The following is a 22,843-nucleotide window of genomic DNA, read 5'->3' on the forward strand; positions in this document are numbered from 1 at the left end:
TGCGGCCCCACTTCCCCGCCCGTAGGCTGGTTCCCATGTCCCAGACGCTCACCCCCGCTGCTCCGCAGGACCTGAACGCCCGCCGCCACCGGCTCCGCCGCTACCGCGCCGTCATCTTCGACATGGACGGGGTCATCACGGACACCGCCGGCGTGCACGCGCAGGCGTGGAAGGAGCTCTTCGACGGGGCGCTGCCCGCCGTGGGCGCGCTGCCCGCCAACGCCGCCGTCGTCGCCGCGGACCCGGACGTGCTGCGCCCCTTCGACGCCGCCGCCGACTACCTGCACCACGTGGACGGGCGTCCCCGTGAGGACGGGGTCCGCACGTTCTTCGCCTCCCGCGGCCTGCACGTCCCCGAGGCCGACTCCCCCGAGGCGGACGCGGCCCCGGAGCTGACGGTCCTCGCCCTCGCCGAGCGCAAGCAGGGCTACTTCGAGCAGGTGCTCGAGCGCGACGGCGTCCGCGTGTTCCCTGAGGCCCAGGACCTCCTCGAGCGGCTGCGGGCCAAGGGCGTGCCGGTCGCACTGGTCACCAGCTCCAAGAACTCCCGCGCCGTGCTCACGGCCGGCGGCGTGCTGGACTTCTTCCCCGTGATCGTGGACGGGAACACCGCCGTCGAGCGCGGGCTGCCGGGCAAGCCGGACCCGGCGATGTTCTGGGAGGCCGCCCGCGAGCTGGGCGTCGACGTCGCGGACGCGATGGTCCTCGAGGACGCCGTCTCCGGTGTGAAGGCCGCCGCGGACGGCCGCTTCGGCCTCGTGATCGGCGTGGACCGCGAACCCGAGCTCGGCAAGGGCCGACTCAAGGCGGCCGGCGCCCACCTGGTGGTCCAGGACTACGGGACCCTGCATCTGGAGGACCGCACCACCACCCCGTTCGACCCCGCGTGGGTGCTGCGCTGGGACCACTTCGACCCGGCCTCCGAGGGCACCCGCGAGGTGCTGTGCACCCTGGCCAACGGGTACTGGGGCACCCGCGGCGCCGTGCCCGGCACGCGCATCTCCTCCGTCCACTACCCCGGCACCTACATGGCCGGGGTGTTCAACCGGCTGACCTCGATGGTCCAGGGCCGGGTCGTGGACACCGAGCACATGGTCAACATCCAGGACTGGACCCCGCTCGTGGTGACCCCGCGCCACGGCCGCCCGCTGCTGCCGGGTGAGGAGAACCTCGTGGAGTACGGCCAGGAGATGGACCTGCGCCGCGGCGTGCTCTCCCGCACCATGACCTTCGAGGACGAGCAGGGCCGGCGCACCACGGTCCACACCCGGCAGTTCACCTCGCTGGCCAACCGGCACCTCGCCGCGCTCGAGCTGACCGTCGTGGCGGAGAACTGGTCCGGGGACCTCACGGTGCGATCGAAGATCGAGGGCCGCGTGGCCAACCTCAACGTCTCCGACGACCGCACCCTCGCCAACCAGCACCTCGAGCCGGTCCAGGCCCGGGAGATCGACGGCGAGACCGTCCTGCTCGAGACCGCCACCAACCAGTCCGGCATCCACGTGGCCGTGGCCACCCGCACCCGCCAGGTAGCGCCGGTGGGCCACCACGAGCCCATCCGCCGCCCCGTGGACGGCTCGGACCTGGTGGTCGGCCAGGACATCCTCCTCCACGTGGACGAGGGCGTGCCGCTCGTGCTGGAGAAGGTCGCCGCCGTCGCCACGAGCCACGACCACGCCAGCGCCTCCGTGTGGGAGTCGGCGGTGAAGGACGCCCAGCGCGCCCAGAACTTCCGCAACCTGCTGACTCTGCACGAGCAGCGCTGGGGCACCAACTGGGACCGGTTCTCCGTGCGCATCGACCTGGCCGAGCCGTACCGGCACCACCGCCGCTCCACGGCGGCGGAGACCGGCGGCGAGTACGCGCCGCCCGTCGTCGCCGCCGGCCACTCGGCCCCGGTGGGGTCGGCGGTCCCGATGGGCAAGGACGGCGCGTCGCTGCGCCAGCAGCTCGCGCTGAACCTGCACACGTTCCACGTGCTCCAGACGGCCTACGGCCGCCGCCGGGACCTGGACGCCTCCGTGGGGGCGCGCGGCCTGCACGGCGAGGGCTACCGCGGCCACATCTTCTGGGACGAGATCTACGTCTACCCCATGCTCACGCTGCGCCGCCCCGAGATCACCCGCGGCCTGCTGATGTACCGCTACCGGCGTCTCAACGAGGCCCGCGCCAACGCCCAGGCCGCGGGCTGGGCCGGCGCCATGTACCCGTGGCAGTCCGGCGCGGACGGCTCCGAGGAGACGCCCACCGAGCTGTGGAACCCGCGCTCGCGCATGTGGATGCCGGACAACTCCCACAACCAGCGGCACGTCTCCCTGGACATCGCCTACTCCGTGCTGCGGTACATCGAGATCACGAAGGACACGTCCTTCATCTCGGACTACGGCGCGGAGATGCTCGTGGAGATCTCCCGGTTCTTCATGTCCATGACCCTGCACAACGCCGTCACGGACCGCTACGAGATCCACGGCGTCATGGGCCCGGACGAGTTCCACGACGGCTACCCCGAGGCCCCCGGCTCCGGCCTGCGCAACAACGCGTACACGAACGTGCTGACCTCGTGGGTGCTCGCGGAGACCGCCCGCCTGGTCCGCTGGCTGGACACGATCGACGACGGCCTGCCCGAGCTCATGGAGATCTCCGAGGAGGAGATCGAGCGCTGGGAGGAGGTCAGCGCCCGTCTGACCGTGCCGTTCTTCGAGGAGGGCGAGGAGGCCGGCATCCTCGCCCAGTTCGAGGGCTACCAGGACCTGCTCGAGTTCGACTGGGAGGCCTACCGCGCCAAGTACGGGAACATCGGCCGCATGGACCTGATCCTGCAGGCCGAGGGCGACGCCACCAACCGCTACAAGCTCTCCAAGCAGGCCGACACCCTCATGCTCGGCTACCTGTTCTCCGCCGAGGAGCTGGACCGGATCCTGCGCCGCATGGGCTACGAGCTGCCGCAGGAGGCGTTCGAGCGGATGGTCACCTACTACGAGGCCCGCTCGACGCACGGCTCCACGCTCTCCCGCCTGGTGCACGCGTGGGTGGCGGCCCGCACGGACCCGGACCGCTCGTGGGACCTGTTCACGGAGGCCCTCGAGTCGGACCTCTCGGACACGCAGGGCGGCACCACGAAGGAGGGCATCCACCTGGGCCTGATGGCGGGCACCGTGGACACGGTGATCCGCTGCTACGCGGGCCTCGAGACGCGCGACGACGTCGTCCGGCTGCACCCCCGCATGCCCGCCCAGCTGCCCGGCGCCCGGTTCACCATCCGGTTCCGCCAGCAGCCCGTGGTCATCCACATGACCCAGCGGGAGGTGACGGTGTCCGCGGGCGAGGGCATGTGGCACGACGTGCCGATGGTCATCGCCGGCCGCGAGCACATCCTCTCCCCCGGCGAGAGGCTGACGGTCCCGCTGGACTGAGGGCCGCCATCGTCGGCCCCGCCCCGGCTCAACGCAGCGGCAGCTCGGCCCGGACCACCCAGCATCCGCCCAGCGGGCCGGCCATGAGGGTGCCGCCGAACACGGCCACGCGCTCGCGCATGCCGGCCAGGCCGAAGCCGCTGGCCATCGCGACCACCACGCGGTCCCGGCGGGGCTCGCCCTCGTCCATGGGGCTGGCGATGCACAGCACGAGGCGGTCCGCGCCCTCGAGCTCCGAGGTCAGGCGCACCGTGCCGCGGCGCGGGGCGTGCTTGAGGATGTTCGTCACCGACTCCTGCACCACGCGCAGCACGGTCAGCTCCAGGGAGCGCGGCAGCTCCTCCAGCTCGGTCAGCGAGCGCTCCACCGCGAACCCGGCCGCGTGCAGGCGGGCCTCGAACTCGTCGAGGCGGGCCGGCAGGTCCACGACGGCGTCCCCCTCCGCCGTCTGCGCGTTGCGGGAGGAGCCGCGCAGCGCGGTGAGCATGCGGCGCAGGTCCACGAGGGACTGCCGGGCGGCCTGCTCGATGGCCTTCTCCGCGGCGGCCCGCTTCTCCGGGTCCTTCTGGGTGGGCAGCATGGCGGCCTGCATCGAGATCACGGTGAGCCCGTGCGCGACGACGTCGTGCAGCTCCGCCGCGATCCGCTGCCGCTCGGCCTCCGCGGCGCAGGCGGCGGCCTCCTCGGCCCGGCGCAGGGCCGCCTCGCGGTCCCGGGTCCGATGCCGGGACCGGCGGATCATTAAGGCCGGCACCGCCACGCACAGCGCGAGGATGAGCGTGACGACCATGACGCCCTTGAGGCCGTCCTCGTCCGACCACGTGCCGTCCGTGAGGAGCTCGCCCGCGACGGTGAGCAGGATGAGGGCGCCCAGGGCGGACCAGACGAACGCCCGGTGCGAGTACCGCGTCACCATGGCGGCGCCGAGGATGACCCCGCCGGTGAAGGCCTGCGGGGTGAGGTGCGCGTGGTCCGCCTCCACGAGGCCCACCAGACCGAACGTGCTCCCGAGCAGCACGAGCACCGCCGCCAGGGTGGGCTGCCACCCGAACAGCAGCGTGACCAGCACGCTCGCCAGGAACAGGACCCAGCGCAGGAGCGGCTCCCGCCCCTCACCCGTCAGCCCGCCGTCCTCCTCGAGGAGGGCCACGAGTTCGGGATCGGCGCTCAGCCCGGCCGCCACCATGGGCCCCAGCACCAGGGTGAGGATCTCCCCCAGCACCATGAGCCCGACGATCACGTAGAGGACGATCCGCATGTGCCGGGAGACGGGCTCCGCGCGCAGGATCGCCGGCAGGCGGGAGTCCAGGGGCGAATCGGCGGGCGGGCGCGACGCCGTCGTGGGTCGGGCGGGGGCGGGCGCCGCGGTGCTCATCCGATGTCCACGAGGCCCGCGCGGGCGGCGCGGATGAGGATCTGCACACGGTCGCGGACCTGCCACTTGTCCAGGACCTTGCCGATGTGGGACTTCACCGTGGCCTCGGCGAGGAACAGGGCACCGGCGATCTCCGCGTTGGAGGCGCCCTTGGCGAGCTCGCGGACCACGTCCAGCTCGCGCTCCGTGAGGCGCTCGTGCGGGGCGAGCGGCTCGGCCGGGCACGGGGCGGCGTGCTCGGGGGCGGCGGTGACGGCCTCCACGAGATCGGCGGCCACGGGGGCGGAGAACACGGCGTCCCCGGCGTGGACTCGGCGGATGGCGTCCACGACCTCGGCCGGCGGGGCGTCCTTCACGAGGTAGCCGGCGGCGCCGGCGCGCAGGGCGGGGACGAGGTACTGCTCGGAGGAGAAGGTGGTGATCGCCAGGACGCGCACGCCCGGGGCCTCGGCGGAGATGCGCGCAGTGGCCTCGACGCCGTCCATGCGGGGCATCTGCATGTCCATCAGCACGACGTCGGGGGCCAGCGTGCGGGCCGCTTCGAGGGCCTGGACCCCGTCCTCGGCGGAGCCGACCACCTCGAGGTCCTCCGCCTGGGCCACGAAGTGCTCGAGGGCGGTGCGCATCAACGTCTGGTCGTCGGCCACGACTACTCGGATCATGGCGTCCAGCCTAGGCGGCGCACAGGCCGCCGCGCGTCCGCCGAAGGTCGACGTCGGCCCCCGCCTCGGGGCGGACCGGGCCGGCTCCCGGGGGCGGGGCGGAGGGCGACCGGAGACGGTGTCGGCGGGCCGGCCCGGCGGCCGAGGATGAGGGCAGCCGGCCGGCGCCGGCCCGATCGTCCGTTCACCCTGCCGAGGAGACCGCCTTGACCGCCCAGCACGCCCCCTGCCCCACCTGCTCCGCCGCCCCCGCCGAGGAGCGCCCCGGCTTCCTCGTGACCCTCGGAGGCGTGCTCGCGACGGTCGCGACGCTGATGCTCACGTCCCGGCACACCGAGCTCGCGGACGTGTGGCGGATGCTGCTGGCCGCGGGCGTGGGCGGGGTGACGGCCACGGCGCTCGCGACGCTGCAGGCCGCCCTGCGCCGACGGGGGTGAGGGGGGCCACGGGGCGCCGCGCGTCACCGAGGCAGCAGGAACCAGCCCATGACAGCCATGCCGAGGATGCCGGCGAGCATGGCCGGCAGCAGCACCACGAACAGGTTCCGCCGCGTCACGGTCCAGCCGGGCATCTGCGGCGACTGCGCCCCCGCGGCCATGCCGTGGGCCACCTGGATGCGGGCGGGTCCGGCGACGATGCCCCAGCCGGCGGCCGCGTTGTGCAGGCCGTTGGACCAGGGCGGGGGGACGCCCAACGCGGCGCCCGTGTCCATCTGCAGGGGGCCGATCAGGGCCATGGCCCCGGTGTTGGAAGCCGTGATGAAGCCGGCGAATGCGCCGAGGAACGGCATCGCCACCAGGTAGGACTCCCCCATCCCGCTGAGCGCGCCCGCGAGCGCCTGCGAGACCCCGCCGGCGGAGAGGATGAGCCCGAACGCCACGTAGAGCGCGTTGGGGATGGCGGTGCCCACCCACAGCTTCCCGGCCTCGCGGGGGACGCGGCGGCGGGCGGCGGCGTCGAGGGGGAGCAGCCACACGCCCACGCCCACCGCCACGAACGCCCACAGCGCCGGCGTCCCCACGAGGGCCGCCGTTCCCTCGAGTCCGAAGGCTCCCTTCACGGTGGTGCCCAGCACGGTGCCGGCCATGAGCGTCAGGTACGGCACCACGTCCCGCCCCGGTCCGGGCAGCAGCCGGCCGCCGCGGATCACGAGCAGCCAGGCCACGGTGAGCACGAAGGTGGCGACGGCGCCCGCCGGCGCGGTGCCGACCACGAGGTTCGCCCCCAGGATCAGCGCCCACTGGGCGACCCCGGAGAGCACGGCGACGCCGAGCCAGGGCAGCGTGCGGGCCGGGCCGGCGTCGACCCGCATGCCGCGCGCCCCGCGCAGCAGCAGCACCGTGGCCACGCCCGCCACCAGGCAGGCCGGCAGGTTGAACACCGCGGCGGTGACCCCGATCTCCCGGAAGTCCAGGCCGAACAGGCGCGCGCCCATGAGCGTGCCCGGCGCCATGGACCCCCACGGCCCGATGGTGAGCGCGAGGATGGAGATCAGCGCGGACCGGAACGCCGTGTAGCCCAGTCCCAGCAGCAGCGGCACGCCCACGATCAGGGAGACGCCGAACCCGGTCACGGTCTCGAGGAACGGGATGACGCCGTGCACCATGAGCAGCGCGGTCGCGATCGTGGGGCCGTTGCCCGCCGACAGCCACGCGGCCAGGCGCGCGTGCCCGCCCGAGTACTCCATGACGCGGGACAGGGTGATGCCGCCGGCGATGATCGCCAGGATCTCGAGCAGCGTGGGCACGCCGGCGCCGATCGCGCCGCCCAGGTCGCCCGGGGCTACGCCGGAGGCCGTGAGGGCCAGCAGCACGGCCACGGCCGTCCCGGCGGCCGGGGCCACCCACGCGGGCAGCCGGGTGAGCAGCAGCACGAGGGTGAGCAGGATGGGCGAGAGCGCGAGCAGCACCTCCACGCCGCACCTCCCTCTCCTCGTGTACCCCGCCCCACTGTAGGCGCGGGGTGGGGCCGACACCCCTCCCCCCTACGCTGGGGGTCATGACGCAGCCATTCCCCCGCGACGACGTCACCCGCGCCCGCCTGATCCCGCCCGTGCCCGTGGCGGTGGCCCCGATGGCCGGCGGGCCCTCGACCCCGGAGCTGGTGGCCGCCGTCGTGGGCGCCGGCGGCGGCGGGTTCCTCGCCGGCGGCATGCGGACGGCCACGCAGATGCGCGAGCAGGTGGACGCGCTGCGCGCGCTGCTCGGCGCGGAGGGGCCGGACCGCTGGGGCGTGAACCTGTTCGTCCCGGACGCGGTGAACACGGCGATCCCCGCCGCCGCACGCACGGAGGCGGCACGGGCAGCGCGGGCGGCGGCGGTCGCCGCGTACCGGGCGGACCTGACGGCCGACGGCGCCGCCGACCTGCCCACCGCCGCGGACGTGGTCCCGGACCCGGACGCCGAACGGGTCGACTTCGACGCCCTGCTCACCGCCGCCGAGGAGCAGGCGTGGCCGCTGGTCTCCTTCACGTTCGGCCTGCCGGCCGCCGACGTGTTCGCCCGGCTGGCCGCCGCGGGCATCCCGGCCGGAGCCACCGTGACGGACGCCACCGAGGCGCGGGCGGCCCTCGAGCACGGCGCCGCGTTCCTCGTGGTGCAGGGCCACCGCGCCGGCGGGCACCGGGGCACGTCGGACCCGGCCGCGGAGCCGACCCGCGCCGAGCTGCCGGCGGTGCTGGCGGCGGTGCGGGACGCCGTCGGGACGGGGGCCGCGAGCGCCGTGCCCGTGGTGGCCGCGGGCGGCGTGGGCACCGCCCAGGACGTGCGGGCCCTGCTGACCGCCGGTGCGGACGCCGTCGCGGCCGGCACCGCGTTCCTCCTCACCCCGGAGGCAGGCACCTCGGCGGCGCACCGTGCCGCCGTCACGGCGTGTGCGGCCGGGACACGCTTCTCCGCCGACGACGGCCGGGCCCGCACCGCCCTGACCCGCGCCTACACGGGACGGTGGGCGCGGTCGCTGGCCACCGCGTTCATGGCGGAGCACCCGGACGCCCCCGCCGCATACCCCGAGGTCAACGTCCTGACCAAGGGGCTGCGCGCCGCCGCCGCGGCCGCCGGCGACCTCGAGCGCGTCCACCTGTGGGCCGGCACCGAGGCGCACCGGGTCCGTGAGGCGCCGGCCGCCGACGTCCTCGCCTCTCTCGCGCCCTGAGGACCGCCCCGGATCATCCCGCGGACTGACGCCGGCTCCTCGGCCTGCTGCCTAGGCTGGCCCGCGTGAACCCCCTGCGCCGCCTCGACCAGTGGACGCGCCTGCACCCCGTGCGCACGGACGTGATGGCCGCCGCGGCCCTGTTCACCGTGCTCGTGGCGCTGCCGTGGATCGCGCTCGGGCCGATGGTCGCCCCCGACCCCCAGGGCCGGCAGACGGCCGTCTCCCTCCTGGCCGGGGCCGGCATGGTCCTGCCGTGGGCCGTGCGTCGGGTGCGCCCGGTGGCCTCGGCCGCCGTCGTGACGGCCGCGGCCGTCCTGCACCTGCTCGCCGGGCCCGAGTTCAGCCTGTCCCTGCTGATGGTGCCGCTCACCGTCTACAACCTCGCCGCGAACGCGCCCCGGAGCATCTCCGTGGCCGGGCTCCTCATGGGGCTCGTCGGCGGCGTGGCCAACGGGGTGAAGGTGTGGCTGTTCCCGGCGCAGTTCGTCACCCCGGACGGCCTCACCGTCCGCTCCCCCGCGGAGCCGCTGGCCATGGTCATCATGGCGATCGGCTGCGGGCTCATGGTGCTCACCGCGTGGGCGTTCGGCGACGTCGTGCGCAACCGCCGCCTCACCGTGCGCGCCCTCGAGGACCGCGCCCACCGCCTCGAGGTGCAGTCCCGGCAGGAGCGCGAGCTCGCCGCCGCCGACGAGCGCAGCCACATCGCCCGGGAGATGCACGACATCGTCGCCCACTCCCTGCAGGTGATCATCTCCCAGGCCGACGGCGCCCGGTACGCCGCCGCCGCCAAACCCGCACTCGCGGTCACCGCGCTCGAGACCATCGGCCAGACCGGCCGCTCCGCGCTCGCGGACATGCGCCAGCTACTCGGTGTGCTCCGCGAGACCGGCGAGACCGTGGCCGGGGTGCCCGGCGTGGCCGACGACGACGCCCGGCGGCCCGCCGCCGACGGCGTCCCCGCGCGGCCTGCCGACCCCGCACCGGACCGCGCGGACCCCGCCGGGACGCGTCCCGACGTCGTCGCCGCCCCCGACGGCCGCGGCGCCCGCCTGCCCCCGGGCCGCCGGCCCCAGCCGCGGCTCGCGGACCTGCCCGCGCTCGTGGAGACGATGCGCCTGTCCGGACTCGAGGTGTCCCTGCTGGAGACCGGCACGCCCCGCCGTGCGCTGCCGGCGGGAGGCGAGTTGGCCGCGTACCGGATCGTGCAGGAGGCGCTGACCAACACGCTGCGCCACGGCGGGCCGGACGCGGACGCGTTCGTCACGCTCGCCTGGACGGCGCGCGGCCTGGACCTGCAGATCGACGACGACGGCTGCGGCGCCGCCGCCGACCCCGCCACCCGGGGCAGCGGCCAGGGTCTGCGGGGGGCCGCCGAGCGGGCGGCCCTGTTCGGCGGGACGCTCGAGACGGGGCCGCGCGTCGGGGCCGGGTACCGCGTGTCCGCCCACCTGCCGTACTCGGCAGTGTGAGGGGTGGCCGCCCCCGTCCCACCCGCTCACCCCGCCCGACTTGAGAGGATGACCCCATGAGCTCCGACGAGACCGTCCCCGTCCGCGTGGCCCTGGTGGACGACCAGGCACTGATCCGCTCCGGGCTGGCCATGCTCGTGGACTCGCAGCCGGACCTGACGGTCGTGGCGGAGGCAGGCAGCGGGCGCGAGGCGGTGGCGTCGGTGTCCGTGGCGGGCGCCGACGTCGTGCTGATGGACGTGCGCATGCCGGAGATGGACGGCATCGAGGCCACCCGCGCCCTGCTGCGCCGGCCGGACGCCCCGCGCGTCGTGGTGCTGACCACCTTCGACCTGGACGAGTACGCGTTCGACGCGATCGAGGCGGGCGCCAGCGGCTTCCTGCTCAAGGACGCCCCGCCCGAGGAGCTGCTCGCCGCGATCCGCACGGTGCACCGGGGCGACGCCGTGATCGCCCCGTCCACGACGCGCCGGCTCCTGACGCACATGGCCCCGCGCCTGCGCTCGGACCAGGTCCGCAGCGCGGAGTGCGAGGAGCAGCAGGCGGCCGTGGCGTCGCTGACCCCGCGCGAGCGCGAGGTGCTGGTGCTGATGGCCCAGGGCGCCGCGAATCTGGAGATCGCCGCCGAGCTCGTGCTCTCCGAGGCCACGGTGAAGACGCACGTGGGCCGGGTGCTGGCCAAGCTCTGCGCCCGCGACCGGGTGCAGGCCGTGCTCATCGCCCACCGCGCGGGCCTCGTGCAGTTCTGACCCGCCGTTCCGGCACGCCCCGCTTCAGTCCCTACCCCGCCCCACCCCTGCCCCGCTCCTGCCCCTGCCCCACCCCTCGTCGAGGCCCGCAGACACGCCGCTACGCCGTCGTCGTAGCGGCGTGTCTGCGGGCCTCGACGGTCGGCCTGGGCGGCGGGGCCCTTGCCTGAGGCCTTCCCCAGGCACCTGTCAGCACAATCACAGGTCATACCTGGGTATGAGTCGGGCGCCCCGAGGTTCATCCTCATGGCCCTGCCGGTGCGCCCACCCGCTCCGCGATGCTGGACGCAGGCCCCGCAACGGGTCCGCCGCCGGGGTGCACGCGCCGACGGCCGCCCCGGCCCGACGCGCACTGGAGGAGAGGCACCATGACCGGCAGCATCCTGGACCACCCCACCCCGACGGCGTCCCGCGCCTCCGACGCGGCCGCCGAGCAGGCGCAGCGGGACAGCGAATGCGTGGCCTTCTTCGTCGCGCTGGTGACGGCCGCCGTCGTGATGCTGGGCCTGAGCCTGTTCACGGGGGTCGAGGGGCTGCTGCGCCTGGCGCTCACCGCGGGCGCCGGCCTGCTCGCCGGCGCCGTCGCGTGGGCCACCGCCCGCCCCGTCCTGGAGGACGACGCCTCCGGCGACTGACCGTGCCGCGCCCTCAGGGCCGCAGACCGCGCAGGTACGTGTCCAGGAGCCAGGTCTGCTGGTCCGGGCCGTGGCCCGGCAGCTCGCACTCCGGCGACCGGGTGACCATGAGCAGGCCGAACAGGTAGTCCGCCCCGGTCACGCCCGGGCCCACGAGCCCGGAGCGCTGCGCTTCGGCCACCACCTGGTCCGCGAGCTCGAGGATCACACGCTCGGCCTCGGCGATGAGGGCCTCGGGCGGCCGGTCGGCGGGGTCGAAGTCGTCCCGGGCCGCCGCGAGCGAGGCCAGGTTCACGGCCCCCAGGTCCTCGGCGAGCCGCCACCGCGCCTCGGCGCCGCCGCCGTGCTCGTCCCCGCCTGTCCCGTCGAGGAAGGCCTGCAGGATCCCCCCGATGCCGGCCACGACGTCCTCGAGCACGGCGTCCAGCAGGTCCCGACGCGTGGGGAAGTGCCGGTACAGCGTGCCCACGCCGACCCCGGCCTCCTGCGCCACCCCGCGGAGGGACATCGCCGCCCCCTGGGTGGCGATGAGACGGCCGGCGGCCGCCAGCAGGTCCTGGCGGTTGGCGCGGGCGTCGGCTCTCATGTCCCCATCATCCCACTCCGCCCCGCACCGCCCGGCGGCGGGGACCCGACGCCCGCGGGCCCACGCCCCGGCGGCCCGCCTCATCCCCGGGCATGACCCGCCGCCCGCGGAGGTGGTCCCCTCCTCCGATCCGCTCCGCCGGGTCCGCGCGGGAGGGTGGCCGTCATGGACACCCCACGCACCTCGCACCCCGCCTCCCCCACAACCCCCGGCCCCGTCGCGCCGGGGCCGGGCACGCCGTCGTCGTCCGCCACCACGACGACGGCGCCCGCCGTCTGCGCCCGCGGTCTCACCCGCGCCTACGGACGCGGTGACGCGCAGGTGCACGCCCTGCGCGGGGTGGACGTGGACTTCGCCCCGGGCGCGTTCACCGCGATCATGGGGCCCTCGGGCTCGGGCAAGTCGACGCTCATGCACTGCCTGGCCGGGCTGGACGCGCCGACCTCGGGCTCCGTGAGGATCGGCGGCACCGAGATCACCGGGCTGGACGACACCGCCCTGACCCGCCTGCGCCGCGACCGCGTGGGCTTCGTGTTCCAGGCCTTCAACCTGGTGCCCACGCTCACGGCCGAGCAGAACATCGTGCTGCCGCTCGAGCTGGCCGGCCGCACCCCGGACCGTGCGTGGCTGGAGGAGATCACCCGAGCCCTGGGTCTCGCGGACCGGTTGGGCCACCGACCGCACGAGCTCTCGGGCGGTCAGCAGCAGCGCGTCGCCGTCGCCCGCGCCCTGCTCACCCGACCGGACGTCGTGTTCGGGGACGAGCCCACCGGCAACCTGGACACCGCCACCTCCGCCGAGGTGCTCGGCCTGCTGCGCCGGTCCGCGCGGGAGATGGGCCAGACCGTCATCATGGTCACCCACGACCCCGTGGCCGCCTCCGCCGCGGACCGCGTGCTCATGCTCGCCGACGGCGCGCTCGTGGGGCAGCTGCACCAGCCCACCGCCGAGGCCGTGGCCGAGGCCCTCACGCGCGTGAGCGCGGGTGAGTCGCTGTGAGCGCCCCCATGCGGAGGCTGGCCCTGTCCCAGTTGAGGACCCAGCCGCGCCGGTACGTCTCCCTCGTGCTGGCGATCCTGATCGGCACGGCGTTCCTGGCCGCCTCGTTCCTGGTCAGCGCGTCGAGCCAGGCGACCATGACGCATTCGATGGGCTCGGCGTACGCGAATGCGGACCTCGTCGTGCTGCCCGACGACGAGGCGGCCGCCCCCGACGAGGACGTCTCCGAGCAGGACCTGCCGGCCGCGATGCGCCTGCCGCAGCTCGCCGGCACCCCGGACGAGCCCGGGCCGATCGGGGCGGTCGACGGCGTGGCCGAGGCCTACGCCGGGACTCGGGATTACGTGGAGATCGGCCCGAAGGACGAGGTCGGCATGCTGCTGCCGACGCCCCAGCACACCGAGCTGACCGGCGTCGAGACCCAGGTCGGCCGATTCCCCGCGTGGGACGCCGACGACGAGGTCGCCCTCGACGAGGCGACTGCCGACCGTCTGGGCGTGCGAGTCGGCGACGCGCTGCGCCTCGGACTGCCGGACGGAGTGACCTCGGAGGTCCGCGTGGTCGGCCTGAGCACACAGACCTCGAACCCGCTGCTCTCCGCCATGCCGCAGGTGTGGGCCGGACGCGGGGTCGTCGACCCCATGACGGGGGCCGGCGCCGGCACGGGCGAGAACGCGGCGTCCGCCGCCCAGGAGCTGCAGATCGCCCTGGCCGACGGCGCGGACGCCTCCCGGGTCCGGGCGGATGTCGAGGCGGTGCTCGCGGACGCGTCCGTCTCGGCGACCGTCTCGACCCCGGACGAAGCCGTGCGGCAACGTGTCACCGACCTGGCCGGGGCGAACGTCATGGGCTGGGTGCTCGGCGGGTTCGCCGCGCTGGCCCTGCTGGTGACCGGCCTGGTCATCGCCAACACGTTCCAGGTGCTCGTCGCGCAGCGCACCCGCGAGTCCGCGCTGCTGCGCACCCTCGGCGCCACCGCGGCCCAGGTGCGGCGCGGTGTGCTGGCCGAGGCGGCGGTCGTGGGACTGATCGGCTCGGTGCTCGGCGCGGGCCTCGCGGTCGGGCTGACGGCCGGGCTGATCGCCGTCGTGCGGACGCTGCCCGAGAGCGGGGCCGCCCGGTTCGGCATGTCGTGGCCGGGGCTCGGCGTCGCCGTGGCCGTCGGCGTGCTCGTCACGGTGCTCGCCGCCCTGCGCCCCGCCCTGGCCGCGACCCGCGTCAGCCCCCTGCAGGCCATGCAGCCGCGGCAGGAGGTCACCGCGGACTCGCGCGTCGGCCTGCTGCGCCTGGTGCTCGGTCTCGTGCTGGCCCTGGGCGGCGGCGCCCTCATGCTGGCCGGAGCACTGAACCAGTGGCCGCTCCCGGCCATCGGCGGCGGCGCCGTGAGCTTCCTCGGCGTGCTGCTGCTGGCCGGACTCTTCGTGCCCGCCGCGGTGAAGGCCGCCTCGGTGCTCGCCCGTCCCGCCGGGGTGCCGGGCAGGCTGGCCGGGCTGAACGCGGTCCGCCAGCGCTCGCGCACGGCGGCGACGGCGTCGGCCCTGCTGATCGGCACGACGCTCGTCACCCTGTTCCTGGTGGGCGGCCGCACCGCCCAGGACCAGCTGGACACCCTCCTCGACGAGCAGTACCCCGTCGACCTCACCGTGCAGGCGCAGGAGGGCGCGGACCTGCCCGAGCTCGTGCGTCAGGTGCGGGATGTCGCGGGCGTGGAGACGGCCGCCGCCGCGTGGGCGGTCGGCGAGACCGACGACGAGATGCCGGTGTACGCGGTCGAGCCCGACGGCCTGCGGGACGTCGTGGGCGCGGTCGCCGCCGAGGACCGGGACCGGCTCGGCACGGCCGGCACCGTGCTCTCGGCGCGGCCCAGCGGGGAGCCGGTGGGCGTCGACGTCGGCGGCCGGGCGCGCGAGTTCGCGTCGGTCTCGGCCGGGTCGTTCGGGGACGCCGGGTACATGACGGTCGCGGACGCCGAGGCGCTGGGCTGGGACCGCGCCGGCGGGGGCGAGGAGGCCGCGACGACGTCGCAGGTGATGCTCTCCCTCGAGGACTCCGTGGCGGGCGCCCAGCTGCGCACCCTCGTCGACGAGGTGGGCGCGATCGACGGGCTGCAGGCCGAGGCCCTCGGCGGCGGCGCGCCGGAGCGGTCGGTGTACGCGCAGATGGTCGACCTGGTCATGTGGATCGTCGTGGCGCTGCTCGCGGTGTCCGTGCTCATCGCTCTGATCGGCGTGGCGAACACGCTGAGCCTGTCCACGATCGAGCGCACCCGGGAGAACGCCCTGCTGCGGGCGCTCGGGCTGAGCCGGGGCGGGCTGCGCCGGATGATCGCCATCGAGGCGGTGCTGATCGCCGGCGTGGCCGCGCTGCTGGGCGTCGGACTCGGCGGGCTCTACGGCTGGGCAGGATCGCAGCTGGTGCTCGGCGACATCACCGGGCAGCTGCAGGGCACGGCCCTCGTGCCGGTGTCCGTGCCGTGGCTCGAGCTCGGGCTGGTGGTGGCCGTGGCGGCGCTGGCCGGGCTGGCGGCGTCGCTGCTGCCCGCGCATCGAGCGGCCCGGCTGAGCCCGGTGGCGGGGCTGGCCGCGGTGTGAGGGGGCGGAGCGCGAGCCGGGCCACCCCGCACAGCTCCGCCCCGCGGCCCCGGCGCCGTCGTCGACCGTCCGGAATCGTCTGCGGATCTGTCCCTTCTGAACGTCCGATCCCGCCTCAGAAGGGTCAGTTCCGCAGACGATCCGTCGCGCCCTGGCCGCTGGCACGCCGGCCGTCGGAGCGGCGGTAGGCCATGGCGAGCACGGCCCCGGAGAGGTTGTGCCAGATCGAGAACACGGCGCCCGGCAGGGCCGCCGCCGGCGAGATGTACTGCGCCGCGAGGCCCGCGGCGAGGCCCGAGTTCTGCATGCCGACCTCGATCGAGACCGTGCGCGCCACGGGCGTGGGCAGCCGGAACAGCTTCGCCGCGCCGTAGCCGAGCAGGTAGCCGAGCCCGTTGTGCAGCACCACCGCGGCGAACACCAGCAGGCCCGCCGACAGCACGCGCGAGGCGCTGTTGCCGACGACGGCGGCCACCACCAGCGCGATGAACACCACCGAGACCCACGGCAGGGCGGGCAGCACGCGGTCGACGACGCGGCGCAGCAGCAGGCGCACGACGAGTCCGCCCAGGACCGGCAGGAGCACGATGTTCACGATGGACTTGGCCATGGCGCCGCCGTCGACGGCCATGTACTGGCCGGCCAGCCACAGGGTGAGCAGCGGCGTGAGCAGCGGGGCCAGGAGCGTGGACACGGAGGTCATGGCCACGGAGAGGGCGGTGTCGGCGCGGGCGAGGTAGCTGACCACGTTCGAGGACGTGCCGCCCGGGGCCGAGCCCACGAGGATCACGCCCGCCGCGAGCTCGGGCGGCAGCTGGAGCACGACGGCGACGCCGAGCCCCAGCAGCGGCATGATCGCGTACTGCGCCACCACGCCCAGCAGCACGGGCAGCGGCCGGCGGGCGACGAGGCCGAAGTCCGGAGGGGTCAGCGTCAGGCCCATGCCGAACATGATGATCCCGAGGAACAGGTTCACCTGAGGCAGCAGCGTCGTCGCGGCGGTCGGGGCGAGGAAGCCCACGAGCGCGGCGGCGAGCACCAGCAGCGGGAAGACGGTGACGGCGATGCGTGCGGAGCGGTCTTCCGCGCGGCGGGCGTCGGTGGGGGCGGGATCCGGTGCGGTCATCCCGTCATGGTAGGAGCGGGACCGCGGTGCGTCGTCGCGTGACGCGGCGCCGTCGTCGGCCTTCCGGAATCTTCTGCGCCCCTGACCCTTCTGGACGTCCGCTCCCGCCCCAGAAGGGTCAGTTCCGCAGACGATCCTCCGCGCCACCGGCGTCGGGACCGCCACGCTCCGCGATTGCGGCCCGCACCAGCGCCGCCGTCTCGACGAATCCCCGCCACCGGTCCGTCCCCGCCACCCGGATGTTGAGCCAGCCCTGACGCAGGAACACCGCGCCCCGGCGGGTGTCCTTGCCGACCTGCGCGGCGCCGTCGTGGGTCTTGCCCTCGTAGTGGATCGCGATCCGCCACCGCCGGTAGCCGAGGTCCGCGCTCGCGGGGTGCCACAGCGAGTAGTCGGGGTCCCAGAGCTCGATCTGCAGGTCCGGCTCGGGCAGCCCCGCGGCCATCAGCGCCAGGCGCAGCTCGGTCTCGGCCGGGGAGTCGGACCCGGTGCGCACGAGTGCCAGCGCCTCCCGCGCCCGCACGATCCCGGCCTCTCCCGTGTGCCGCTCGAGCGCGGCGTCGAGCTCGCGGCGGGTGGCCAGCGCGACCTTCCCCCGCCGCTCGTCCTCCCGTGCCAGGCGATCTCCGACCGCCACGAGCGCGTCCCGGTCCAGGACGGTGGCCAGGTGGAACCAGGTGTCGGCGTGCGAGGTCCACCGCAGCCCGTGCAGCCGGTCCCGCCGCACGATGAGGCGGTCCAGGTCCACGAGCCGGGTGCGCACGCCGGGCTCCCGCAGCACCCGGCGGGTGCGGGACCGCAGGACGGTGGGGCGCGTCCGGGCCTGGACGTCGTCCGGGAGGGGCCAGCCCAGCAGCCGGGCCACGGACTCTCCGGTCACCACGACGTCGGGACGCATCGCCGCCAGGTCCTGCAGCCGGGACAGCTCGGTGGCGAGGGGACGCGCGGGCGGCGTCACCCCGGTGACGGGACCGATCCAGCGGTAGTGGCCGTGCGCGACGCGTTCGACGTCCCGGCTGCGCAGCCGCGACCCCGACACCCCGGCGGCCAGCGCCTCCGCCCGCGTGAACGGGGCGTCCTGGAGGTGGGCGGGGAAGGGTCCGGGCACGCGCATGGCCCCGATCCTGCTCGCTCCCGACGCCGGCGGGCCCGGTTGTCCACAGGCCGTGCGGCGGCGCCGGGCCGACGTCGTCGTGGGCGTGCTGCCGAGTGCGGGGAATCCGTTGCACATCTGACCCTTCTGAGCCGCCGCGCAGCGCCCGGAAGGGTCAGATCCGCAGAAGATTCCGGCCTCAGCCGCTGAGCCCGTACTCCTTCAGCATCTTCCGGGCCTCCTTGGTGCCGGCCCTCTGCAGCTCGAGCAGCTGCGCGTAGATCCCGCCGGACTCGGCCAGCTCGGCCGGGGTCCCGATCTCCTGCACCTGCCCGCCGCGCAGCGTGACGATCCGGTCGACGGACGCGATCGTGCTCAACCGGTGCGCCACGATCAGGCTCGACCGTCCCACCATCAGGTCCTCGAGGGCCGCCTGCACGAGCCGTTCGGACTTCGTGTCCAGCGCGGAGGTGGCCTCGTCCAGCACGAGGATCGGCGCGTCCTTCAGCACGGCCCGCGCCACCGCGATCCGCTGCTTCTGCCCGCCGGACAGCCGCAGCCCGCGCTCGCCGATCACCTGTTCGTAGCCGTCGTCGAACGCCTCCACGAACCGGTGCGCGTACGCGGCCTCGGCGGCGGCCCGGACGCGTTCGTCGGAGGCGTCGGGGTCCGCGTAGGCGATGTTCTCGCGCACCGTCCCGGAGAACAGGCTCGGCTCCTGGAACACGGTGGCGATCCGCCCGCGCAGCGTGGCCAGGTCCAGCCCGGCGACGTCCTGTCCGAACACCTCGATGCGTCCGCTCGTCACCGGGTACAGCCCCAGCAGCAGGTGCGCGATGGTCGACTTCCCGCCGCCCGACTCGCCCACGAGCGCCACCCTGGCACCCCGCGGGATGTCGAAGGACACGCGGTCCAGCACGGGGCGGGAGGCGTCGGCGTCGTAGGCGAAGGAGACGTCGTCGAAGCGCACGGCCGGCACGTCCGCGGGGACGTCCGGCGCACCCGGCACGACGTCGGCCCGCGGCTCCGCCGGCGCGCGCGGCGCCTCCGCACCCGCCGACTCCGCACTCGCGCTCGCCACCGCGAGTGCCGCACCGCCGGCCCGCTCACGCTCCTCGGCGAGCACCTCGAAGTAGTCCTTCGACCCGGCGACGGCGCGCTGGGCGGAGTCCACGAGGAAGCTCATGGAGAAGATCGGCTGCCGGGCCATGTTCATCAGCTGCAGGAGGATCACCATGTCGCCCACGGAGAACAGGCCCTGCGCGGTGCGGACGAACACGATCAGGTACATCGCGCCGAAGGCCACGTTGAGGGCGAGCCGGCGCCCGGCGTCCATGCCGTGCCAGAACCGGGACTGCTGGCGGGTGATCCCCACGGTCCGCAGGAACCGGTCGCGGAACCCGGCGAGCTCGTGGTCCTGCCGGTTGTAGGCCCGCACGACGGACATCTGCGAGACCACCTCGGCGAACCGCCCCGAGGCGATGTCCACCTCCGTGTTCTTCTCCCCCTCCCACACCTGCCACTTCGCGGAGGTCCGCGCGGTGAGCCACATGTACACGGGGAAGACGACGGCCAGCAGGATCGCCAGCGGCCACCAGTAGAACGCCGTGATCACGAGCACCGCGGCGGTGGTGATGAGCATGGTGAACGCGTTGTTCGCGAAGAACTGCAGGAACTGGGTGAGCTCGTTGATGGTGCGGTTCAACCGGTTGACGACCCGCCCGGTGATCGCGGTGTCGAAGTACCGCTGGGGCAGGTGCAGCAGCTGCTCGAAGTACCGCGTGGAGAGGATGGTGCGCATGCGCGCGGCCATCACGTCGCCCCAGTAGCCGCCCACGCTCACCACCAGGGTGGTCGCCACCTCGACGGCGAGGAACGCGACCGCCAGCCAGGTCACCGCGGTGACGGCCTCGGCCACGTCGGTCTCCCCCGCGACGGCGGCGACGATCCGGTCCGTGGCCGCGCCGATGAGGAACGGGGTGGCCAGGGCCAGCACCGCGGCCAGCACGGAGCTGACGGCGATGCCGAGGTAGAGGCGGTGGAGCTGGGGCGCGAAGCGCAGGATGCGGAGCAGCGACGTCACCGGGCCAGGCTAGTGGCCGGTGCGGACATCAGCGCGGGCCGGTCGGCCCGCCTGGAGGTCAGAACGGGGGCGCTGCGGCGACGGCGGCCAGCACGGGGTGCAGCAGCGGGGCCACGCCGTGCCCGCCCGGTGCGGCCGGGGCGGCGGGGTCCATCCAGTGCAGCTCGACGATCTCATCCGTCGGCTCGGGGACCTCGTGCCGGGCGACGGGCCGCCACAGCGCGAACACCTCCGAGTGCAGGGCGGCGCCGGGCTCGTTGGCGGCGGCGGTGTCCCACGCGCCGAGGCGGGTCAGCTCGTCCGGGCGCAGGCGCAGCCCGGTCTCCTCGGCCACCTCGCGGACGGCGGTGTCCACGGGGGCCTCGCCGGGCAGGTGCTTGCCGCCGGGGAACATGAACATGGCGGTGCCGGCCTTGCGGACGGTCAGCACGCGGCGGTCCGGGCGGGCCAGCACGACGGCGGAGACGCGGATGACCTCCCCGGCCGCGACGGTCGGTGTGCGGGCGGAGTCGGAGGGGGAAGGACTCATGCTCCCATCATCCTCCCCGCGCGGCTCAGAGGAGCGTGAGCCCCACCTTCACGGCGATTCCCAGCATGAGCACGCCCACCACGGCGTCCACGATCCGCCACGTCCGCGCCGAGTCCATGGACGGGGCGAGCTTCGTGCCGCCCCAGCCGAGCGCGGTGAACCACACGAGGGAGGCCGCCACCGCACCGCCCACGTACGCCCACTTCGCCGCCCCGAACGTCTGCGCGAAGGTGCCCATCATGACCACGGTGTCGAGGATGGCGTGCGGGTTCACCAGGGAGACGGACAGCGCCAGCAGGATGATCCGCGGCAGCGGCGTCTGCGCGCGGTCCAGCGCCACGCGGCGCGGCTGCACGCGCTGCCGCACCGCCACCGACCCGCTGCCCGAGGGGGCGCCGACGCCGGGCGCGCCGTCGTCGTGATGCCCGACGCCGGCCCCGGCCGGCTCGCGATCGGCCAGGCGGCCGGTCGCCGGGTCGATCAGCGGCAGCTCGCCGGTGAGGACCGCGAGGTCGATGCGGTCAGGGCCGTGCCCGGTCCCCTCGACGTCCGCGGCCGCGGTGGTGAGGGTCCGGTCCCCGCGCCAGGCGGAGCGCAGCGCGCCCACGGCGAACGCGAGGAGGTAGACCACGCCGGCCACGGTCAGCGCGGGAACGAGCCACGGCCAGCGTTCGGCCACCACGCCCACGCCGCCGGCGCCGAGCACGAGCAGCGCCACATCGGCCACGAAGCACACCGTCAGGACGGTCCACACGCGGTCGCGCCGGACGATCTGGCGCAGCAGGAACAGGGTCTGCGCGCCGATGGCGACGATGAGGGCGAGGTAGGTCAGGAATCCGGTGGCGAAGATGGTCACCGAGCGAGGATAGGAGCCGTCCCACGTCCGTGCCATCGCGACCTTCTTCAAGATCTGAAGACATCCTTCATGACCACCCCTACCCTGGACCGCATGAACTCCGACCACCTGCGCGCCCTCGTCGCGGCCGTCGACCACGGCACCTTCGACGCCGCCGCGGACTCCCTGCGGATCTCCGGCTCGGCCTTCTCGCAGCGGATCAAGGCCCTCGAGCGGCAGGTGGGCCAGGTGCTCCTGGCCCGCACCGTCCCCGTCCGGCCGACCGCGGCGGGAGAGCGCCTGCTCCGTCTCGCCCGGCAGACCCTCGCACTCGAGGACGAGGCGCTCGCCGCGCTCGGCCGCGGCGACGGAGGACGCGTGCCGCTGCGCGTGGCCCTCAACGCGGACTCCCTCGACACGTGGTGGGAGCCCGTGCTGCGCGAGGCGGCGACGTGGGACGACGTCGTCCTGCAGATGCAGTCCGAGGACCAGGAGCACACCGCCGTCCTGCTGCGGGACGGCGCAGTCGTGGCCGCCGTGACGGACGACCCCACGCCCGTGGCCGGGTGCAGCTCCACCCCGCTGGGCACGATGCGCTATCACGCGGTGTGCGCGTCCTTCCTGCTGGAGCTGCACCGCGACGCGCGGGGCCGGGTCGACTTCGGCACGCTGCCGATCGTGGACTACGGCCCCCGCGACGGCCTGCAGCACACGGTGCTGCGCCGCGTCACCCGCGGCCGGCCCGTGGCCGACCCGCCGACCCACCTCGTGCCCTCCGTGCACTCCTATCTGCGGGCGGTGGAGCTCGGGCTGGGCTGGGGCATGCTCCCCTCGGTGCAGATCCCGCCGGGCGTGCTCGAGGGCCGCCACCCCGATCTCGAGCCGATCCCGGCCCTCGGCGCGGTCGACGTGGACCTGCACTGGCAGCGCTGGACGGCCGGGACCGCAGCCCTGGACCGGCTCACCGACGCGGTGCTTCGTGCTGCGCCCTCGGCGGGGGACGCCGCGGACTGAGGAGCGCATTCGAGACCCGCTCCGAACGCGCCGCGACCCCCGCCTCAGGGGCGGGGGTCGCGGTCACGGGCCGCTCGGGGCGGCCGGGGTCGGGTCAGCGGGCGTCGCCGGTGCCCGGGCGGCGGGTGGCGTCGCCCAGGGTGCCGTCGGCCTCGTGGCGGCGGGCGTCCACGCCCTCGGTGCGCACGTCGCCGGCGCGGTCGTCCACGCGGTGCACGTCATGGTCACGGTGCGCGCCGGCCACGTGGTGGTCGCGGCGCACGGGCTCGGCGTGCACCTCACGCTTGCGGCGACCGGCCAGGCCCGCCAGGCCCAGCAGACCGGCCAGGCCCCACAGGCCCCAGTTGCCGTTGTCGTCCCTCTCCTCCTCCTGGGGGGCGGGCGACTGAGAGGCCGGCGCCGTGGTGGCGGTCTCGGTGGCCGGGGCCGTGGTCTGCGCGACGGCGGCGGGGGCGCCGAGGCCGGTGACGACGGCGGCGCCGAGGGTCAGGGCGGTGGCGGTGCGGCGGATGTCAGTCATGATCG

The 22,843-nt window shown here is 75.0% G+C and carries 19 protein-coding genes; 9 read left to right on the top strand and 10 right to left on the bottom strand.

The window, feature by feature from the left end; all coding sequences use genetic code 11:
• Positions 1-35 precede the first annotated feature (35 nt).
• Entirely contained in the window at positions 36-3,413 is a 3,378-nt protein-coding gene (locus AC3RKA_RS10490) for a beta-phosphoglucomutase family hydrolase (protein ID WP_136940556.1), read from the top strand.
• A 28-nt stretch (positions 3,414-3,441) separates the two neighbouring features.
• Here AC3RKA_RS10490 and AC3RKA_RS10495 read toward each other — a convergent pair whose 3' ends face one another.
• Positions 3,442-4,788 (bottom strand): sensor histidine kinase, encoded by a 1,347-nt coding sequence (locus tag AC3RKA_RS10495; protein ID WP_136940557.1) that lies wholly within the window; start codon positions 4,786-4,788, stop codon positions 3,442-3,444.
• On the bottom strand, positions 4,785-5,450 hold the full coding sequence (locus AC3RKA_RS10500) for a response regulator transcription factor (protein ID WP_002855366.1): 666 nt from the start codon (positions 5,448-5,450) through the stop codon (positions 4,785-4,787). The genes AC3RKA_RS10495 and AC3RKA_RS10500 overlap by 4 nt, the downstream gene beginning before the upstream one ends.
• 206 nt (positions 5,451-5,656) lie before the next feature.
• Here AC3RKA_RS10500 and AC3RKA_RS10505 point away from each other — a divergent pair, with 206 nt between their 5' ends.
• Positions 5,657-5,887, top strand: a complete 231-nt coding sequence (locus AC3RKA_RS10505; RefSeq protein ID WP_136940558.1) for a hypothetical protein — start codon at positions 5,657-5,659, stop codon at positions 5,885-5,887.
• Between the two features lie 23 nt (positions 5,888-5,910).
• Here the strand turns inward: AC3RKA_RS10505 and AC3RKA_RS10510 are convergent, their stop codons facing one another.
• Positions 5,911-7,365, bottom strand: a complete 1,455-nt coding sequence (locus AC3RKA_RS10510; RefSeq protein WP_136940559.1) for an L-lactate permease — start codon at positions 7,363-7,365, stop codon at positions 5,911-5,913.
• An 83-nt stretch (positions 7,366-7,448) separates the two neighbouring features.
• On the opposite strand from AC3RKA_RS10510, the gene AC3RKA_RS10515 reads away from it, so the two are divergent.
• The 4 genes from AC3RKA_RS10515 to AC3RKA_RS10530 all read left to right on the top strand — a co-directional run bounded on the left by AC3RKA_RS10515 (position 7,449) and on the right by AC3RKA_RS10530 (position 11,462).
• Entirely contained in the window at positions 7,449-8,603 is a 1,155-nt protein-coding gene (locus AC3RKA_RS10515) for an NAD(P)H-dependent flavin oxidoreductase (protein ID WP_222958702.1), read from the top strand.
• A gap of 65 nt (positions 8,604-8,668) precedes the next feature.
• Positions 8,669-10,078: a DUF7134 domain-containing protein gene (locus tag AC3RKA_RS10520; protein WP_206399765.1), complete on the top strand. Its 1,410-nt coding sequence runs from the start codon at positions 8,669-8,671 to the stop codon at positions 10,076-10,078.
• Positions 10,079-10,134: 56 nt separating this feature from the next.
• On the top strand, positions 10,135-10,827 hold the full coding sequence (locus AC3RKA_RS10525) for a response regulator (protein WP_145033298.1): 693 nt from the start codon (positions 10,135-10,137) through the stop codon (positions 10,825-10,827).
• Positions 10,828-11,195: 368 nt separating this feature from the next.
• Entirely contained in the window at positions 11,196-11,462 is a 267-nt protein-coding gene (locus AC3RKA_RS10530; protein ID WP_060775145.1) for a hypothetical protein, read from the top strand.
• 13 nt (positions 11,463-11,475) lie between these two features.
• Here AC3RKA_RS10530 and AC3RKA_RS10535 read toward each other — a convergent pair whose 3' ends face one another.
• On the bottom strand, positions 11,476-12,048 hold the full coding sequence (locus AC3RKA_RS10535) for a TetR/AcrR family transcriptional regulator (RefSeq protein ID WP_489727233.1): 573 nt from the start codon (positions 12,046-12,048) through the stop codon (positions 11,476-11,478).
• 165 nt (positions 12,049-12,213) lie between these two features.
• On the opposite strand from AC3RKA_RS10535, the gene AC3RKA_RS10540 reads away from it, so the two are divergent.
• Together AC3RKA_RS10540 and AC3RKA_RS10545 are read left to right on the top strand one after the other, a co-directional pair.
• Positions 12,214-13,047, top strand: a complete 834-nt coding sequence (locus AC3RKA_RS10540; protein ID WP_145033300.1) for an ABC transporter ATP-binding protein — start codon at positions 12,214-12,216, stop codon at positions 13,045-13,047.
• Complete coding sequence (locus AC3RKA_RS10545) at positions 13,044-15,638, top strand: ABC transporter permease (protein ID WP_260979621.1); 2,595 nt, start codon at positions 13,044-13,046, stop codon at positions 15,636-15,638. Before AC3RKA_RS10540 ends, AC3RKA_RS10545 begins: the two co-directional genes overlap by 4 nt.
• 124 nt (positions 15,639-15,762) lie before the next feature.
• On the opposite strand, the gene AC3RKA_RS10550 is transcribed toward AC3RKA_RS10545, so the two are convergent.
• From AC3RKA_RS10550 to AC3RKA_RS10570, 5 genes are all read right to left on the bottom strand, one after another.
• A complete protein-coding gene (locus AC3RKA_RS10550) occupies positions 15,763-16,764 on the bottom strand; it encodes a bile acid:sodium symporter family protein (RefSeq protein WP_489727234.1) in 1,002 nt (333 codons plus the stop codon).
• Positions 16,765-16,882: 118 nt separating this feature from the next.
• A complete protein-coding gene (locus tag AC3RKA_RS10555) occupies positions 16,883-17,878 on the bottom strand; it encodes a hypothetical protein (RefSeq protein WP_489727235.1) in 996 nt (331 codons plus the stop codon).
• Positions 17,879-18,056: 178 nt separating this feature from the next.
• On the bottom strand, positions 18,057-19,940 hold the full coding sequence (locus AC3RKA_RS10560) for an ABC transporter ATP-binding protein (protein WP_489727236.1): 1,884 nt from the start codon (positions 19,938-19,940) through the stop codon (positions 18,057-18,059).
• A 58-nt stretch (positions 19,941-19,998) separates the two neighbouring features.
• Complete coding sequence (locus AC3RKA_RS10565; RefSeq protein ID WP_060775137.1) at positions 19,999-20,469, bottom strand: NUDIX hydrolase; 471 nt, start codon at positions 20,467-20,469, stop codon at positions 19,999-20,001.
• 25 nt (positions 20,470-20,494) lie between these two features.
• Positions 20,495-21,325, bottom strand: a complete 831-nt coding sequence (locus AC3RKA_RS10570) for a LysE/ArgO family amino acid transporter (RefSeq protein WP_489727237.1) — start codon at positions 21,323-21,325, stop codon at positions 20,495-20,497.
• A gap of 69 nt (positions 21,326-21,394) precedes the next feature.
• Here AC3RKA_RS10570 and AC3RKA_RS10575 point away from each other — a divergent pair, with 69 nt between their 5' ends.
• Positions 21,395-22,318 (top strand): ArgP/LysG family DNA-binding transcriptional regulator, encoded by a 924-nt coding sequence (locus AC3RKA_RS10575; RefSeq protein ID WP_081304920.1) that lies wholly within the window; start codon positions 21,395-21,397, stop codon positions 22,316-22,318.
• Between the two features lie 94 nt (positions 22,319-22,412).
• Here AC3RKA_RS10575 and AC3RKA_RS10580 read toward each other — a convergent pair whose 3' ends face one another.
• Positions 22,413-22,838, bottom strand: a complete 426-nt coding sequence (locus tag AC3RKA_RS10580) for a WGxxGxxG family protein (RefSeq protein WP_049158221.1) — start codon at positions 22,836-22,838, stop codon at positions 22,413-22,415.
• Positions 22,839-22,843 lie beyond the last annotated feature (5 nt).

The organism is Micrococcus sp. iso_229 (assembly GCF_058072725.1).

Coding starts and splice junctions, on each gene's coding strand:
- AC3RKA_RS10490 (WP_136940556.1), top strand. CDS start 36: ATGTCCCAGACGCTCACCCCCGCTGCTCCGCAGGACCTGAACGCCCGC.
- AC3RKA_RS10495 (WP_136940557.1), bottom strand. CDS start 4,788: ATGAGCACCGCGGCGCCCGCCCCCGCCCGACCCACGACGGCGTCGCGC.
- AC3RKA_RS10500 (WP_002855366.1), bottom strand. CDS start 5,450: ATGATCCGAGTAGTCGTGGCCGACGACCAGACGTTGATGCGCACCGCC.
- AC3RKA_RS10515 (WP_222958702.1), top strand. CDS start 7,449: ATGACGCAGCCATTCCCCCGCGACGACGTCACCCGCGCCCGCCTGATC.
- AC3RKA_RS10525 (WP_145033298.1), top strand. CDS start 10,135: ATGAGCTCCGACGAGACCGTCCCCGTCCGCGTGGCCCTGGTGGACGAC.
- AC3RKA_RS10530 (WP_060775145.1), top strand. CDS start 11,196: ATGACCGGCAGCATCCTGGACCACCCCACCCCGACGGCGTCCCGCGCC.
- AC3RKA_RS10535 (WP_489727233.1), bottom strand. CDS start 12,048: ATGAGAGCCGACGCCCGCGCCAACCGCCAGGACCTGCTGGCGGCCGCC.
- AC3RKA_RS10540 (WP_145033300.1), top strand. CDS start 12,214: ATGGACACCCCACGCACCTCGCACCCCGCCTCCCCCACAACCCCCGGC.
- AC3RKA_RS10550 (WP_489727234.1), bottom strand. CDS start 16,764: ATGACCGCACCGGATCCCGCCCCCACCGACGCCCGCCGCGCGGAAGAC.
- AC3RKA_RS10555 (WP_489727235.1), bottom strand. CDS start 17,878: ATGCGCGTGCCCGGACCCTTCCCCGCCCACCTCCAGGACGCCCCGTTC.
- AC3RKA_RS10565 (WP_060775137.1), bottom strand. CDS start 20,469: ATGAGTCCTTCCCCCTCCGACTCCGCCCGCACACCGACCGTCGCGGCC.
- AC3RKA_RS10575 (WP_081304920.1), top strand. CDS start 21,395: ATGACCACCCCTACCCTGGACCGCATGAACTCCGACCACCTGCGCGCC.
- AC3RKA_RS10580 (WP_049158221.1), bottom strand. CDS start 22,838: ATGACTGACATCCGCCGCACCGCCACCGCCCTGACCCTCGGCGCCGCC.